General features: G+C 74.0%; 13 protein-coding genes and 1 other RNA gene. 7 read left to right on the plus strand and 7 right to left on the minus strand.

Annotated features, from left to right (window positions below):
• Position 1: 1 nt before the first annotated feature.
• Together AB0I72_RS16785 and AB0I72_RS16790 are read right to left on the minus strand one after the other, a co-directional pair.
• Positions 2 to 757: an SDR family oxidoreductase gene (locus tag AB0I72_RS16785; RefSeq protein ID WP_358568846.1), complete on the minus strand. Its 756-nt coding sequence runs from the start codon at positions 755 to 757 to the stop codon at positions 2 to 4.
• Positions 758 to 1036: 279 nt separating this feature from the next.
• Entirely contained in the window at positions 1037 to 1993 is a 957-nt protein-coding gene (locus tag AB0I72_RS16790; protein WP_358568849.1) for an NADPH:quinone oxidoreductase family protein, read from the minus strand.
• A gap of 163 nt (positions 1994 to 2156) precedes the next feature.
• Here AB0I72_RS16790 and AB0I72_RS16795 point away from each other — a divergent pair, with 163 nt between their 5' ends.
• Entirely contained in the window at positions 2157 to 3635 is a 1479-nt protein-coding gene (locus tag AB0I72_RS16795) for a carboxylesterase family protein (RefSeq protein ID WP_358568852.1), read from the plus strand.
• Positions 3636 to 3680: 45 nt separating this feature from the next.
• Here AB0I72_RS16795 and AB0I72_RS16800 read toward each other — a convergent pair whose 3' ends face one another.
• From AB0I72_RS16800 to AB0I72_RS16815, 4 genes are all read right to left on the minus strand, one after another.
• Complete coding sequence (locus AB0I72_RS16800; protein WP_358568855.1) at positions 3681 to 6074, minus strand: Tex family protein; 2394 nt, start codon at positions 6072 to 6074, stop codon at positions 3681 to 3683.
• A gap of 158 nt (positions 6075 to 6232) precedes the next feature.
• Positions 6233 to 6586, minus strand: a complete 354-nt coding sequence (locus AB0I72_RS16805; RefSeq protein ID WP_358568857.1) for a hypothetical protein — start codon at positions 6584 to 6586, stop codon at positions 6233 to 6235.
• 151 nt (positions 6587 to 6737) lie between these two features.
• Positions 6738 to 7598, minus strand: a complete 861-nt coding sequence (locus tag AB0I72_RS16810; RefSeq protein WP_358568859.1) for a deoxyribonuclease IV — start codon at positions 7596 to 7598, stop codon at positions 6738 to 6740.
• Positions 7599 to 7669: 71 nt separating this feature from the next.
• Positions 7670 to 9055 carry an FAD-binding oxidoreductase gene (locus tag AB0I72_RS16815; protein WP_358568862.1) on the minus strand — a complete coding sequence of 462 codons (1386 nt, stop codon included), beginning with the start codon at positions 9053 to 9055 and terminating at the stop codon, positions 7670 to 7672.
• A gap of 61 nt (positions 9056 to 9116) precedes the next feature.
• Here AB0I72_RS16815 and AB0I72_RS16820 point away from each other — a divergent pair, with 61 nt between their 5' ends.
• The 6 genes from AB0I72_RS16820 to AB0I72_RS16845 all read left to right on the plus strand — a co-directional run bounded on the left by AB0I72_RS16820 (position 9117) and on the right by AB0I72_RS16845 (position 13248).
• A complete protein-coding gene (locus AB0I72_RS16820) occupies positions 9117 to 10112 on the plus strand; it encodes a WYL domain-containing protein (protein WP_358568865.1) in 996 nt (331 codons plus the stop codon).
• A 4-nt stretch (positions 10113 to 10116) separates the two neighbouring features.
• Positions 10117 to 10983 (plus strand): Nif3-like dinuclear metal center hexameric protein, encoded by an 867-nt coding sequence (locus AB0I72_RS16825; RefSeq protein ID WP_358568868.1) that lies wholly within the window; start codon positions 10117 to 10119, stop codon positions 10981 to 10983.
• Positions 10984 to 11082: 99 nt separating this feature from the next.
• Positions 11083 to 11844, plus strand: coding sequence for a C4-type zinc ribbon domain-containing protein (locus AB0I72_RS16830; protein ID WP_358568871.1), 762 nt, complete (start codon positions 11083 to 11085; stop codon positions 11842 to 11844).
• Positions 11841 to 12500 carry a histidine phosphatase family protein gene (locus AB0I72_RS16835; RefSeq protein ID WP_358568874.1) on the plus strand — a complete coding sequence of 220 codons (660 nt, stop codon included), beginning with the start codon at positions 11841 to 11843 and terminating at the stop codon, positions 12498 to 12500. Before AB0I72_RS16830 ends, AB0I72_RS16835 begins: the two co-directional genes overlap by 4 nt.
• 15 nt (positions 12501 to 12515) lie before the next feature.
• Positions 12516 to 12902, plus strand: an RNA gene (gene rnpB / locus AB0I72_RS16840) — RNase P RNA component class A.
• 196 nt (positions 12903 to 13098) lie between these two features.
• Positions 13099 to 13248, plus strand: coding sequence for a hypothetical protein (locus AB0I72_RS16845; RefSeq protein ID WP_358568878.1), 150 nt, complete (start codon positions 13099 to 13101; stop codon positions 13246 to 13248).
• Here the strand turns inward: AB0I72_RS16845 and AB0I72_RS16850 are convergent.
• The gene (locus AB0I72_RS16850; protein WP_358569247.1) at positions 13197 to 15557 is read right to left on the minus strand and encodes a bifunctional SulP family inorganic anion transporter/carbonic anhydrase; all 2361 of its coding nucleotides are present in this window, start codon (positions 15555 to 15557) and stop codon (positions 13197 to 13199) included. The two genes, AB0I72_RS16845 and AB0I72_RS16850, sit on opposite strands and share 52 nt — an antisense overlap.
• Positions 15558 to 15737 lie beyond the last annotated feature (180 nt).

The following is a 15737-nucleotide window of genomic DNA, read 5'->3' on the forward strand; positions in this document are numbered from 1 at the left end:
CTCAGAACCCCCCGGTCAGCGTGACGCCGCCGTCCAGGACGAGCGTGCGGCCGGTGATCCAGGCGGCGTCGTCGGACAGCAGGAAGGCGACGGCGCCGGCCACGTCCTCGGGGACGCCGAGGCGGCCCAGGGGGTAGGCGGCGGAGACCTCCTCCTCGCGCCCCTCGTACAGGGCGGAGGCGAAGCGCGTCTTGACCACGGCGGGGGCCACCCCGTTGACGCGCACGTCCGGCGCGAGCTCGACGGCCAGCTCCGCGGTGATGTGGCTGAGCATCGCCTTGGTGGCTCCGTAGAAGCCGATGCCGGGCGAGGGCTGGGTCCCGGCCACGGACGAGACGTTGACGACCGCGCCGCCGTGGTCGGCCATCCACGCCTCGTGCGCCGCGCGGACCCACGCGAGCGCGGACAGCACGTTGACCTCGACCATCTTGCGCGCGGCGGCCGGGTCCAGGTCGATCAGCCGGCCGAACACCGGGTTGATGCCGGTGTTGTTGACCAGCAGGTCGACGCTGCCGAAGGCCTCCATGGCGGCGGCGACCGCGGCGTCCTGGTGCTCGGGGTCGTCGGCCCTGCCGGGCACGGCGACGGCGTGGTCGGGGCCGCCCAGGGCCTTGACCGCCTCGTCCAGGGCGTCGGCGCCGCGCGCGGTCAGGCACACCCGCGCGCCCTCGTCGACGAGGCGTCGGGCGATGCCCAGACCGATGCCGCGGCTGGCGCCGGTGACGATGGCGGTCCGCCCGCCGAACCGGGATGTCATCTGGTTCTCCTTAAACCGACTGGTCGGTATGCACAGAGGGATCCTACGGGGAGTCACGGGCGCGCCACAAGGGTCCGTGCGGCCGCGACGCGCGACGACGGCGCCGGGCCGGACCCTAGGGCGTGTATGGCGGACACTTGCCCTGCTGTGCGTCGCCCCAGCACAACTCTCGCTGCGTTCTCATCAGTCGACAGCCAACCCAGGCTGACTCCTTCTTCGGCCTTGCGACAGCCGCACTGGATGCGCCGCTCGCGACGGGCAGCATCCACCACACACGCCCTAGACCGACGGGTCGAGGGTCAGCTTGCCGACCGTCCCGCGCGAGCGCAGGTCCTCGTGCGCCCGGCGCGCCTCGGACAGGGGGTAGGTCCCGCCGACGACCGGTCGCAGGCGGCCGTCGGCGACCATCGCGAACAGCTCCGCCATGGCCTGGCCGACCACGTCGCCCGGCAGCGTCCAGGCGTGCGGCAGCCACATCCCGGCGACGGTGGTGGAGAACCGCATGAGGTTGGGCAGCCGCACCGGCTCGGGATCCTCGCGCGAGGCCATCCCGTAGAACGCCAGGCGGCCGAACGGGGCCAGCGCCCGGACGCTCTCGTCGGTCACCCGGCCGCCGACCATGTCGAGGACCGCGTCCACCCGCCGGCCCCCGTTCGCGGCGACGAGCGCCTCGGTCATGTCGGGCGCCGCGGAGTCCACGACGGCGTCGGCGCCCAGGTCGAGGGCGAGGTCGCGCTTGGCCTGGCCGCCGGCGACCGCGATGACCCGGCCCGCGCCGAACGCCCTGGCGAGTTGGACGGCGAGCGTGCCCACCCCGCCCGCGGCGGCGTGCACCACCACGGACTCGCCCGGGTCCATCCGCACGCTCCTGCGCAGCAGCACCCACGCGGTCGCGCCCTGGACGACGAGCGCGAGCGCGGCCTCGTCGGAGACCCCGTCGGGGATGTCGAAGGTCGTGCCCGGCATGGCCGCGGCGCGTTCGGCGTAGCCCCCGCCGCCGACGATCGCCACGACGCGGCGGCCGTCGGGGGCGCGTCCGGCGATCTCGGCGCCCGGGACCATCGGGAGCGAGGAGGGGGCGAGGTAGCTGTTCTCGGCCTGGTGGGTGTCGGCGTAGTTGATCCCGGCGCGGGACACCTCGACGAGGATCCCGTCCGGTCCCGGCTCGGGGTCGGGGAGCTCGGCGGGGACGAGGACCTCGGGTCCGCCGAACTCGGTGATCTGGATGGCGCGCATGGTGGGTCTCCGCTCGTCTGGACGTACCGACTGGATGGTATGTCACGGGCGCGCCGTCCGCACGCGTCACCCTCGGGACGGGCGCCGTGCCCGTCACGCCCCTTGCGCGACAAACCTGACGTTGTTAGGAAAGAGGGGCGGGAGACCTGACGGGAGGCCACTGGTGGACGTCGAACGGATCGTGACGACGGAGGGCGGACGGGTTCGGGGCATTCCCTCGGCGCGTTCCGCGAACGGTGACGTCACCGTCTTCCGGGGGCTGCCCTACGCGGCGGCGCCCTTCGGGGCGCACCGGTTCGCCGCGCCCCGGCCCGCGCCGGAGTGGGAGGGCGTGCGCGACTGCGCGCACTTCGGTCCCCCCGCGCCGCAGAGCGTCGGCATGATCGGCGCCCATCCCTGGGGGTCCGAGACCTCGTTGGACTGCCTGACGCTCAACGTGTGGAGCGGAGCCCGGGAGGGGGAGCGGGCTCCCGTCCTGGTGTGGATCCACGGCGGCGCCTACATCGTCGGGTCCTCCGCGGAACCGACCTACGACGGCACCCGGCTGGCCGAGAACGGGCTCGTCGTGGTGAGCGTCAACTTCCGCCTCGGGTTCGAGGGGTACGGCCACGTGCCCGAACGGCCGGACAACCGGGCCCTCCTGGACCAGATCGCCGCCCTGCGCTGGGTCCGCGACAACATCGCGGCCTTCGGCGGGGACCCCGACGGCGTCACGGTCGCCGGGGAGTCGGCCGGGGCGGGGGCGGTCGCGTGCCTGATGGCCTCGCCCCTGGCACGCGGATACTTCCGCCGGGCCGTCGCGCACAGCGTTCCGAGTGACATGGTGACCGCGGAGTCCGCCCGAGCCGTCGCCGCGCGCGTGGCCGAGGCGGCGGGGGCGCCGCTGGAGCCCGAGGCGCTCGCGGAGCTGCCCCCGGAACGGCTCCTGGCGGCGACCGACGACGTCCTGCGGCGTCGGCCGGGCACCCTCACCTGCTACGCGCCCGTGGTCGGCGGGCCGGAACTGCCCGTCGCCCCGCTCCGGGCGGTCGCCGGGGGTTCGGCGCGCGACGTGGACCTGCTCGTCGGCCACAACGCGCACGAGTACCGGCTCTTCACCGGGCTGGGCGAGGGCCCGGGCATCGCCGACGAGGCCGCCCTGACCAGGGCCGCCGCCAGGGCGGGGCTGCCCGAGGGAGCGGTCGCCGACTACCGGGCGCTGTACCCGGGGGCGACCCTGGACGAGCTGTACGACGAGATCATGGGCGACGCCCTGTTCGCGGAGTACTCGGTGCGCTTCGCCGAGGCGCACGCGGCCGGAGGCGGCCGGTCGCACTTCTTCCGGCTGGCCGCCGAGACCACCGTGTTGGGCGGCAGGCTCGGCGCCTGCCACGCCTTCGACCTGCCCTTCGCGTTCGGCACGCTCGACACCGACATGGCCCGGTTCCTGTTGGACGACGCGGTCACCGACGACCACTGGTCGCTGTCCAAGCGGATGGTGGACGCCTGGGCCGCCTTCGCCGCCTCCGGGGACCCGGGCTGGCCGCCGGTGACGGACGAGGCGACCCCGGTCAGGGTGTGGGACCTGGTCGACGACCTCCACCCGACCGACCCTTCGCCCGTGCGCGACCTGTGGAGGGACGTGCCCCTCGACCCCCGTTGACGGATGGCCGGGACCCGCGGGTCCCGGCCACCGCGCGCGAGGTCGCTACTTGCTCAGACCGGCACGGCGCAGGGCGTCGGCCATCGCGCCGGAGGGGGCGTCGTTCCGGTTCCGCTCGCCCCGGCCGCCGCCTCCCCCGCGCCGCCGGTCACCGCGACCGCCGCGCTCGTCCCTGCCGCCGCGGTCACCGCGACCGCCGCGCTCGTCCTTGCCGCCCCGGCCGCCGCGCCCCCCGGGGGCCTCGTCGTCCAGGCGCATGGTGAGCGAGATGCGCTTGCGCGGGATGTCGACGTCCTGGACCCTCACCCGGACCACGTCGCCGGGTTTGACCACGTCGCGCGGGTCCTCGACGAACCGGTGCGACAGCGCCGACACGTGGACCAGGCCGTCCTGGTGCACGCCCACGTCCACGAACGCCCCGAACGCGGCCACGTTGGTGACCACGCCCTCCAGGATCATCCCGGGCTCCAGGTCATCCAGCTTCTCCACGCCCTCCTTGAAGGTCGCGGTGGTGAACGCGGGTCGCGGGTCGCGGCCGGGCTTGTCCAGCTCGGAGAGGATGTCGGTGACGGTCGGCAGCCCGAACGTGTCGTCGACGAAGTCCTGCGGCCGGATCCGCGACAGCGCCTTCCCGTCGCCGATCAGCGACCGCAGGTCCGTGCCGGTCCGGTCCAGGATGCGCCGCACGACCGGGTACGCCTCGGGGTGCACGGCCGAGGCGTCCAGCGGGTCGTCGCCGTCGGGCACCCGGAGGAAGCCCGCGCACTGCTCGAACGCCTTGGGGCCCATCCGCGCGACCGAACGCAGCGCCGCACGCGTGCGGAAGGGGCCGTTGGCGTCGCGGTGGGCGACGATGTTGCGGGCCAGGGTGGAGGTCACACCCGACACCCGGGTCAGCAGGGGGACCGACGCCGTGTTGACGTCCACGCCCACACCGTTCACGCAGTCCTCGACGACCGCGTCGAGCGAGCGCGACAGCTTCGCCTCGGCCAGGTCGTGCTGGTACTGGCCGACGCCGATGGACTTGGGGTCGATCTTGACCAGCTCGGCCAGCGGGTCCTGGAGGCGGCGGGCGATGGAGGCAGCGCCGCGCAGGGACACGTCCAGGTCGGGCAGCTCCTCGGAGGCGTAGGCGGAGGCCGAGTACACCGACGCGCCCGCCTCGGACACCATCACCTTGGTCAGTCCGAGTTCGGGGTGGCGCTTGAGCAGGTCGGCGGCGAGCCGGTCGGTCTCGCGCGAGGCCGTGCCGTTGCCGATCGCGACGAGCTCCACGCCGTGCTCGGCGCTCAGCCGCGCCAGCGTGGCCAGGGAGCCCTCCCAGTCCCTGCGCGGCGCGTGCGGGAAGATCGTGTCGGTCGCCACGACCTTGCCGGTGCCGTCGACGACCACGACCTTCACACCCGTGCGCAGGCCCGGGTCCAGGCCCAGCGTCGGGCGGGTTCCGGCGGGGGCGGCCAGGAGCAGGTCGCGCAGGTTGGCGGCGAAGACGTTCACGCCCTCGTCCTCGGCCCGCTGCCACAGCCGCATGCGCACGTCGATGTCCAGGCGGACCAGGACGCGCGTGCGCCAGGCCCAGCGGACGGTGTCCTGGAGCCAGCGGTCGGCGGGGCGGCCGCGGTCCACGACGCCGAAGTGGTGGGCGATGGCGTCCTCGTAGGAGCTGCGGGGCGTGGTGCCGTCGGCCCTCTCGGCGGGCGGCTCCTCCGGCTCCAGGGTGAGGGTGAGCACCTCCTCCTTCTCGCCCCGGTACAGGGCCAGGACGCGGTGGGAGGGCAGTTCGGTCAGCGGCTCGGAGAAGGCGAAGTAGTCGGCGAACTTCGCGCCCGACTCCTCCCTGCCCTCGCGGACGGCGGACACCAGGCGGCCCCGGTTCCACAGCCGTTCACGGAGCAGCCCGGTGAGGTCGGCGTCCTCGGCGAAGCGCTCGACCAGGATCGCGCGGGCGCCGTCCAGGGCGGCCTTGGCGTCGGCCACGCCCCTGTCGGCGTCGACGTAGGCCGCGGCGCTCTCCCGCGGGTCCAGCGACGGGTCGGCCAGGAGCCCCTCGGCCAGCGGTTCGAGCCCGGCCTCGCGGGCGATCTGGGCCTTGGTGCGACGCTTGGGTTTGTAGGGGAGGTAGATGTCCTCAAGACGGGCCTTGGAGTCGGCGGCGTTGATCCGCGCCTCCAGCTCCTCGTCCAGCTTGCCCTGGGAGCGGATCGACTCCAGGACCGCGGTCCGGCGTTCGGCCAGCTCGCGGAGGTAGCGCAGGCGCTCCTCCAGCGTGCGCAGCTGCGCGTCGTCCAGCCCGCCGGTCGCCTCCTTGCGGTACCGGGCGATGAAGGGCACGGTCGATCCGCCGTCGAGGAGTCCGACGGCGGCGGTGACCTGGTGCGCGCCCACGCCGAGCTCGTCGGCGATGCGCTGGTCGATCGTGGGTGTCACAGGGGTCGTCACGGGTAAACGTCCACTCTCTGGCTGGTCGGTGCTGGGACATTGTCGCGGCGGGACGCACGGTTGTCATCCCGGCGCGGTCCGTGGTCCAGACTTCCGCACCGCGCGCTGCCCGCGGACCGGGGCGGCGCGGGGCGGCGGGCCGTGGCGGGCGGGGCCGGTCAGGGGCCGTTGTCCTCCAGCAGGTCCGGGGCGTAGTACTCGTCCACCGGGATCGGACCCCGGTAGCCCTGACACATGCACTGGCGGTAGGTCGAGCCGCTCTGCCCCGTCCAACGGCCGGGGATGACCACCTGCGTCATGCACTTCTTGGACCCGCGGTCGTGGAAGACCAGGTGGTGGCCGCACCCGCAGAGCGGCTGGGGCTGCTGCGGCCCGCCGTGCAGGGCCCGGGCCTGTTCCTCGCGCCGCTGCTGTTCGAGCGACTGCCGCGCCTGGCGCCGGGTGACGATCCGACCGGCCACGAACGCACCGAGGGCGATCGTGGCGCCGACGACCATGGAGACCGGATCCATCCGGGGCTCCCTTCCATTGCGCGAGGCCCATCCCGCACGGGCGTGTCCGTCCATTGTGGCCCATACCCGTGGACGGCGACGGTGGGGTGCGCGGCGGTTCCGCGCACGCCCGCGAAGGCCGTCCCGGCCGACCCCCACCGCGCCCCCGGGGTCAGCCCTCGCGCAGCTCCTTGAGCGTGGCGACGTCGGCCGCGTGCGGCTTCGCCGGGCCGGGCGTCTCCAGGATCAGCGGGATCCCCGCGGTCACCGGGTGCGTGAACAGCTCCCCGAAGGGCCGGGTCCCGATGTGTCCGGCGCCGATGTTCTCGTGGCGGTCCTTCTTGCTCCCGCACGGCTCCTTGGAGTCGTTGACGTGGATCACCCGCAGCCGGTCCCCGCCCACGACCTCGCCGAAGCGGTCCAGGGTCTCGCGCATGCCCTCCGGCGTGGAGATGTCGTGCCCGGCGGCGAACAGGTGGGCGGTGTCCAGGCACACGCCCACGTTGTCGTGCCAGTCCAGGGCCTCGAAGTAGGGCACCAGGTCGTCGACGGTGGCGCACAGCACCTGGCCCTGTCCGGCCATCGGCTCCAGGAGCACCGGCGGGACGTCGCCGCCGAGCCGTTCCAACAGGGGCATCAGCCGGTCGCGGACCCGCTCCAGCCCGGCCTCGCGCCCGCCGGAGACCGCCGACCCGGTGTGCACCACCACACCGCGCGCGTTGATCTCCCCGCCCCGGGTCAGCGCGTGCTCCAGGGACCGGACCGACTTCTGCGCGGTCTCCTCGTTGGGCGCGCCCAGGTTGATCAGGTAGGGAGCGTGCACGAACAGCGGGAGGTCGGCGCGCTCCCGCATCCGGGCGTCCTGCTCCGGGTCGCCGCCGTTGGTCGCCCACCCGCGCGGGTTGGACACGAACACCTGCACCGTCTCGGCGCCGATCTCCTCGGCGTAGGGCAGACCCTTGGTGGCCATGCCGCCCGCGACCGGAACGTGGGCTCCGATCGGGGACTGGGGCCGCTGTTGTTCATCGTTCATAGCGGTGACCAGCCTAGACGCAGGTGGGCACGGGTCCGGCCGAACGCGCGGGGCGCGGCCGGACCCGTGCCTCACACCAGCGGCGGGATCCGGTGGTTGGACCGGACCACCTCGTCCGGGTCGTACACGCCCCTGATCCGCGACAGCCGCCGGAAGTCCTCCGGCGCGAAGGCCTCCCGCACCTCGCCGTCGCCGAGCGGGCCGAAGCTGAACCCGAGCGAGCGTCCGACCGCCCGCCCGGAGAACAGCGACGCGGCCCCGTCCCGGAGCTCCCGCGCCCCCGGATCCTCCTCGCCGCCCCCGTTGGCGGTGATCACGGTCAGGGAGTAGGCGGCGGCGCGGTGGCCGACCGCGTTGGACGGCTCCGGCCGCCGCGCCAGTGCTCCGCCGAGGTGGCGCACCCCCACCACCGCCGTGAACGGCAGGTCGGGGCCGGTCATCTCGGTCAACCGCGCCGTCGCCGTCGGGTCCAGCCCGTCGAGCAGGAGGTTGCGCGACCGGAAGCCGTGCGGGTGGTCGGGTTCGGCGTACACCTCCCCGGACCTGGCGTAGGGCAGCTCGCCCAGGGTCTGGCCGAGGATCGGCCCGGCGGCGCGCAACGGCTCGACCACGGCCGGTCCCCGGTCGGGTCGGCCCGCCCAGGCCACCGCCACCTGGGCGACGTGCCTGCCCCGCAGCGGTTCGGGCACGCCCGGAACGTCGGGGAGGACCAGCTTCGTCAGCCCCGAGGTCAGCTCCTCGGGGACCGTGGAGGTCCACTCGCGCCACGCGTCCAGGATCTCGGGCGCCCCGTCGACGTCGAAGAACAGGCTGCCGCCGTAGAGGCGCTCCAGGGGGAACAGCCGGATCTCCATCCCCGTGACCACGCCGAACGCGCCGCCACCGCCGCGCAGCGCCCAGAACAGGTCCGGTTCCTCCCGCTCCGACACCCGGCGCGCCCGACCGTCGGCGGTCACCACGTCGAGGCGCGTGACGTGGTCGGCGGCGTACCCGTGGGTCCTGGCCAGGAGTCCCACACCGCCGGTCAGCGTGTACGGAACCGCGCCGACCCCCGGCGCGCTCCCGGACAGCGGGGCCAGGCCGTACTCGGCGGCGGCCGCGATGACGTGGGCCCAGGGCGTGCCCGCCTCCGCCCACGCCGTCCGCCGGTCGGGGTCCACCCGCACCCGCGCCAGGCGGCGGGTGCTGATCAGGACGCCCCCGTCCAGGGGCACGCCCACCCCGTGGCCGCTGGCCTGGACCGCGACCTGGAGCCCGTGGTCGGCGGCCACGGCCACGGCCGTCCTCACGTCGTCCACGTCGGCGGCCCCCACCACGGCCGAGGGGCGGTGCCCGCCCAGGAGTTGGAGCCCGGTCCGCTCCGCGTCGTATCCGTCCTCCGCCGACGACAGCACCGGTCCGGAGACCCGTGCGGCCAGCGCTTCCACCACGTTCGTGTCCTGCGTCGTCTGCGTCATGCGGACAACCTAGAAGCCATCGCGGCCACATCATGGCCGCGATGGCTGGCATTCTGGGCGCATGGACGACACATCGGTCCGCAAGGGCATGCCGCAGCGGCTGTTGCGCCTGCTGTCGCTGCTGCAGAGCCGCCGCGAATGGACGGGCGCGGAGCTGACCGACCGCCTCGGGGTCAGCGCCCGCACCCTCCGTCGGGACGTCGACCGGCTCCGGTCCCTCGACTACCAGGTGGAGGGCGTGCCCGGGGTCGCGGGCGGCTACCGGATGGTCCCCGGACACGAGCTTCCGCCGCTGCTGCTCGACGACGAGGAGGCGGTGGCGATCGGGCTCGGCCTGGTGACCGTGTCCGGTGTCGAGGAGAGCGCGCTCCTGGCGCTGGCCAAACTCCAGCGGGTGCTGCCCTCCCGGCTGCGCCCGCGCCTGGCCGCGGTCAGCGACACCACCACGGCGGTGCGCCGGGGGGAGGTCCCGACCGTCAGCCCCTGCGACCTGGCGATGCTGGGCTCGTGCTGCCGGGAGCACGCGGTCGTGGACTTCGACTACCGGGACCGGGAGGGCCGCCGACGGGAGCGCCGGGTCGAACCGCACCACCTGGTCGACCACCAGGGACGCTGGTACCTGATCGCGCACGACGCCGACCGCGGGGACTGGCGCACGTTCCGGGTGGACCGGATGGACGGCATCCGGCGCACGCACCGCCGCTTCACCCCCAGGGAGCTGCCCGCCGCGGACCCCGCCGAGTACATCGTCCGGTCCTTCGCCGGGGCGACCCACCGCCACACCGCGCGGATCGGCCTGGACCTGTCCGCCGAGACCGTGCGCTCCCGGCTCCACGGGCCGATCCCGGGAGCGATCGAGGCCACGGGACCGGACGCGTGCGTGGTGCGGATCAGCGCCGACGCGCTCGACCTGGTCTGCCAGTACACGCTGGCCGTGGTCTCCCTCGGCGCCGACTTCGACCTCGACGCGCCGCCCGAGGTCGTCGATCGGCTGGGTTCGGTGGCCGGTCGACTCGCGGACCGGCTTCCCGCGCGCGGCGGTCCGGGGAGGCGCTAGGGTCGTGGCCGTGAGCACCGCGACCCCGCCCCGCAGCCTGGCCGACGTGATCTCCGCGTTCGAGGAGATCTACCCACCCGCGTGGGCGATGTCGTGGGACGCGGTCGGACTCGTGTGCGGCGACCCCGACCAGCGCGTGGAGCGCGTCCTGTTCGCCGTCGACCCGGTCGCCGCGGTCGTGGACGAGGCCCTGGAGTGGGGCGCCGACCTGGTCGTCACGCACCACCCGCTCATGCTGCGCGGCGTCACGAGCGTCGCCGCGAACACCCCCAAGGGCAACGTCGTCCACCGGCTCATCCGCGCCGGGGCCGCGCTGTACACCGCGCACACCAACGCCGACACCGCCGCGCCCGGGGTGTCCGACGCCCTGGCGCGCGCGATCGGTCTGACCGGGCCCCTGCGTCCGCTCGACCCCGACGCCACCGACCCCGAGGGACGGCGCGGCATCGGACGGATCGGCGCCCTCGACCAGCCGATGATCCTGCACGACTTCGCCGCCCAGGTCGCCCAGGGGCTGCCCGCCACGGCGCCCGGGATCCGCGTCTCCGGTGACCTGGACCGCCTGATCACCACGGTCGCCGTGTCCGGCGGGGCGGGTGACTCACTGCTGGGCGCCGCCCGGGCCGCGGGCGTGGACGCGTTCGTCACCTCGGACCTGCGCCACCACCCGGCCTCGGAGTTCGCCGAGGACCCGGGGCCCGCCCTGGTCGACACCCCCCACTTCGCCAGCGAGTGGCCCTGGCTCGCGGACGGGGCGATCCACCTGGCCGACGCGCTCGCGCGCGGAGACGGCCGGGATGGGGCTAACGTGGAGATCCGGGTGTCGACGGTCGTGACGGACGCCTGGTCGCAGACCTTCCATCACATCTGAGGCTCCCCTTCCGCCCCACCGGGCGGTCGAACCCAACTGCACAGAGACGGGCGCGGACGGCGACCCCGCCTTCCCCAGCCACTCCAGGAGACGTGACACGTGAAAGCCGAACCCGCCGCACAGGCCAGACTGCTCGACCTCCAGGCCCTGGACACCGAGCTCCAGCGTCTGGACCACCGTGCCCGGAACCTCAAGGAGGACTCCGAGGCGGCGGAGCTCAAGGAGCGCGTCGACCAGATCGACGCCGAACTGATCGCCGTGCGGACGCGGATCTCCGACGTGGGCCGTGAACAGCGCAAGGCCGAGAGCGACGTCGACCAGGTGCGGGCGCGCGCCGAGCGTGACTCGGGGCGCCTGGAGTCGGGGGCCATCACCAACGCCAAGGAGCTGCAGAACCTCCAGTCGGAGATCGCCTCCCTGGGCCGCCGCCAGTCCGAGCTGGAGGAGGTCGTGCTGGCGGTGATGGAGCGCGCCGAGGGGCTGGAGGCCGAGGCCGCCCGTCTGACCTCCGAACACGAGGAGACGGCCGCCCGGTACACCGAGGTCACGGCCCGCCGCGACACCGCCGCCGCCGAGATCCGGTTGGACCGGGACCGGGTCGCCCGGAACCGCGAGCGCGTCGCCGCCGACGTGCCCGCCGACCTGCTGGCGCTGTACGACAAGCTGCGCGGCCAGTACGACGGGTTGGCCGCCGCGCCGCTGCGGTACGGGCGCTGCGGCGGATGCAAGCTCGCGCTCAGCACGGTCGAGCTCAACGAGATCCGCGCCACCCCCGCCGACGAGATCGTCCGCTGCGAGGACTGCCGCCGCATCCTCGTGCGCACCGAGGAGTCGGGTCTGGGCGCCCAGGCGGAGCAGTGAGCGGCGGCTGGGCGTCCGCCGAGGACCGACCGACCCGGCTGGTCCTGCTGCGGCACGGACAGACCCCGCTGTCCGTGGAGCGCCGGTTCGCGGGTCGGGGTGACTTCCCGCTGACCGACCACGGGCACGCCCAGGCCGGGGCCGCCGCGCACCGCCTCGCCGCGTGGTCGATCGACGCGGTGGTCTCCTCGCCCCTGCGGCGCGCCCGCGACACCGCCGCCTACGCGGCGAAGGAGCTCGGGCTGTCGGTCGAGATCGACGAGGGGTTCGTCGAGACCGACTTCGGGGCCTGGGAGGGGATGACCTTCGCCGAGGCGCGGGCCCGGGCGCCCGAGGAGGTCGACCGGTGGCTGGCCGACCCGGAGACGGCGCCGCCCGGGGGCGAGAGCTTCGCCGACGCCGCGGCGCGGGTCGTGGCCGCGCGGGACGCGCTCGTCGACCGGTACGCGGGCCGCACGGTTCTGGTGGTCACCCACGTGACGCCGATCAAGGTGGTGGTCCAACGGGCGATGCTCGCCCCCCTGGCGGCGCTGTACCGGATGCACCTGGACACGGCCTGCCTGACCGAGGTCGACTGCTACGCCGACGGCCCCATGGTGGTCCGCTCGCTCAACGACACCGCCCATCTGGGCGGAACCCCCGGCCAACGGGCGTAGAATGCGGGATGAGGGGGAGTCGGCCAGACGGTCGCGGACCCGTGCCGACGGTACGGGTTCGAGGAAAGTCCGGACTCCACAGGGCAGGGTGGTCGGCAACACCGACCCGGGGTGACCCGCGGGACAGTGCCACAGAGAACAGACCGCCACCGTTCGCGGTGGTAAGGGTGAAACGGTGGTGTAAGAGACCACCAGCGGCCGGAGTGATCCGGTCGGCTAGGTAAACCCCACCCGGAGCAAGGTCAAAAAGGGAGCCTCCGGGCTCCCGCGCGGATGTTCGAGGGCGGCCCGCCCGAGTCCGCGGGTAGACCGCACCGAGGCCGTCGGCAACGGCGGTCCCAGATGGATGACCGTCCGGTCCCTTCGGACCGACAGAATCCGGCTTACCGGCCGACTCCCTCCCTCACACCTCTCCGCCGAACCCGGCCCGACGCGCCGGGGCTAGGGCGTTACAGCGCCCGGGTGATGGCCCGAGCCGTGTGTCCGAAGGTAGATTGGCCCTGCGCTCCGCGCCCCGGCGGGGCCCGGAGCGCGTCCGCCCGTGGGCCGCGAGGTCGGCGGCCCGACGGGCATCGGCGTTCACGGGAATGGGTGACACTTGTTCGACTCAGCGTTCATCTGGGTGATCCTCTTCGGCCTGCCGGTCCTGGCCATCGTCGTGATCATCGCGCTCGCCACCTACCAGGCGTCGGGCGTTCAACAGGACGGCCGTGACGACGCGCCGGACGAGGACTCGTCGATCAACTGACCACCGGCGTCCGTGCCCGTGCGCTGCGGCGGGACCGTGCCGGTGACGACGCCCGGCACGGGAGTGAACCGACCCGTCGCGGCGTCCAACAGGTGCACCCGCGCCGTCTCCAGGTCGTAGTACATCCCCGTCAGCGTCAACGTCCCCGACTCCACCCGTTCCCGCACCACCTCGTAGCTCATGAGGTTGCCGAGCTGCTCCTCGACGTTGACCTGGGCCAGGCGGCACAGCGTCTCCGTCGTCGGCGGGCCCTCGGGCAGGTCCGGCGCCGCGTCGAGGCGCGCCAGGCTCGGCCCCGCGTTGGCCAGCCAGCGGCACATGTGCGACGTGCCGGTCTCGGCGGTGTCCGTGTGGGCCCCCTCCAGGAGCGCCCGCATCGCCCCGCAGTGCGAGTGTCCGCACACCACGATCGAGGGCACCCCCAGCACCGTCACCGCGTACTCCACCGCCGCGCCCACCGAGCCGTCTCCGGGTGTCCCCGACGGCGGCACCAGGTTGCCCACGTTGCGCAGGGTGAACAGGTCACCCGGGCCGCTGGCGGTGATGAGGTTGGGCACCACCCGCGAGTCGGCGCACGTGACGAACAGCGCGGTCGGGTTCTGGCCGTGCGCCAGGCGGCTCATCACCGACCGCATGCGGTCGGCGGTGCTGGCGTGGTACTCGCGGGCCCCGGCGGTCAGCAGCCCCAGGGCGTTCAGCTGACTGTCGGCCTCCCCGCGCATCTCCCACGGCGCCCACCACCGCGCCTGTCCGGTCGGCGCGGTCTTCGCCGCCGGCGCCGTCCGGGTGGAGCTGCGCGTGTACCACTGCTCGTGGGCCTCGTCGATGTCGACGGCGCCGCCGCTCCGCTCGTGGTCCACGCGCCAGGCGTGCACGGCCTCGAACGCGGCGTGGTCCATGAAGTCCACGTGCAGGTCGAGGTCGACCCGGGCGCCCGGGGGGATGGTGCGCAGGACGTGTGCCAGGCGCGGCACCCCCAGGAAGGTCAGCGACCCGTGGACGGACACGTGCACGCGGTCGCCGCGCTCCTCGGTGAGCACGGTGAAGCGGGTCAGCCGCCGGAGGGAGACGATCATCGCCAGCGCGAAGCCCAGGCACACCCCTTCGAGCAGCCCGAGGAAGACCACCGCGAACAGCGTGACCAGGTAGACGCTGGCCTCGTGGTGGCGGCGCAGGTCGCGCAGGTGGGCGATGGACACCATCCGCGCGCCGACGAAGACCAGCAGCGCGGCCAGCGCGGCCATCGGGATGAGTTCGACCACGCGCGCGAACAGGGCGACGAACACCAGGATCCACACGCCGTGCAGGATCGCCGACAGCGGCGTGCGCCCACCGGCGCGCACGTTGGTCGTGCTGCGCACGATCACGCCCGCCACGGGGAGCCCGCCCAGCGCCCCGCTGACGGTGTTGGCGGCGCCCTGCCCGAACAGCTCGCGGTTGAGCTGGACCCGTCGACCGCCGTGCTCGCGGTCCACGGCGATCGCCGACAGCAGCGACTCCACGCTGGCCACCATCGCCACCGCGGCCACGGCCAGCACGACGCCGTGCCACTGGCCGGACTCGGGCAGCGCCGGGCCGGACCAGGCCTCGACCAGGGAGTCGGGCAGGGTGACGGTCTGGACCTCCCACCGGCCCAGGGTGGCGATGGCCGTGGCGGTGCCCACCGCGACCAGCGAGGCGGGCACGACCGACGGGCGGATCCGGCCGATGGCCGGCAGTCGGCCCCAGCCGAACATGATCGCGATCGTGATGACCCCGACCGCGACGGCGGCGGTGTGGTTGTGCGCGACCTGGTGCGGCAGGTCGGTGATGTTCCTGAGCGCCGAACTCTGCGGCGCACCGCCCAGCGCGACGTGCAGTTGTGCGAGGGCGATGGTGGCGCCGACCCCGGCGAGCATGCCGTGGATCACCGCCGGGGAGACCGCCAGCGCCGCCCGGGCGATGCGGACGGCGCCCAGGGCGATCTGGAGCAGCCCGGCGAGCACGGTGATGAGGCAGGTGACCCGCCAGCCGTAGGTGGTGATCAGCTCGGCCACGATGATGGTCTGCGCCGCGGTCGGCCCGCTGACCTGCACCATCGAGCCGCCGAACAGCCCCGCGACGATACCGCCGACGATGGCCGCGGTCAGTCCGGCGATGAGCGGCGCGCCCGCGGCGACGGCGATGCCCAGCGACAGGGGGACGGCGACCAGGAAGACGACGAGGGAGGCGCCGACGTCGGCCGCGACCGTTCTGCGGTCGAGGAGACGGCTGTGCGCGGCCGGAGCGGCCGGCGGCTCGGTCGGTGGCCCCTGGGCGTGGGTGCGCATGGTGGCTCCGTTCGGGTCGGACCAGGCGGTCGGGTGGCGGTGCACGCGGACGTCGGTGTCCGGACGGGGGATGCGCGTGGGAACGCGAAGCGACGGGCCGGACGCGGAGAGTCCGGTGTCAATCACCAACTGTAGTCAACGGAGCGCGTGCGATGTGACGGACTGTCGTGGATTTGGCAA

Origin of the sequence: Nocardiopsis sp. NPDC049922, from assembly GCF_040660275.1 — a bacterium.
GTDB lineage: Bacteria > Actinomycetota > Actinomycetes > Streptosporangiales > Streptosporangiaceae > Nocardiopsis.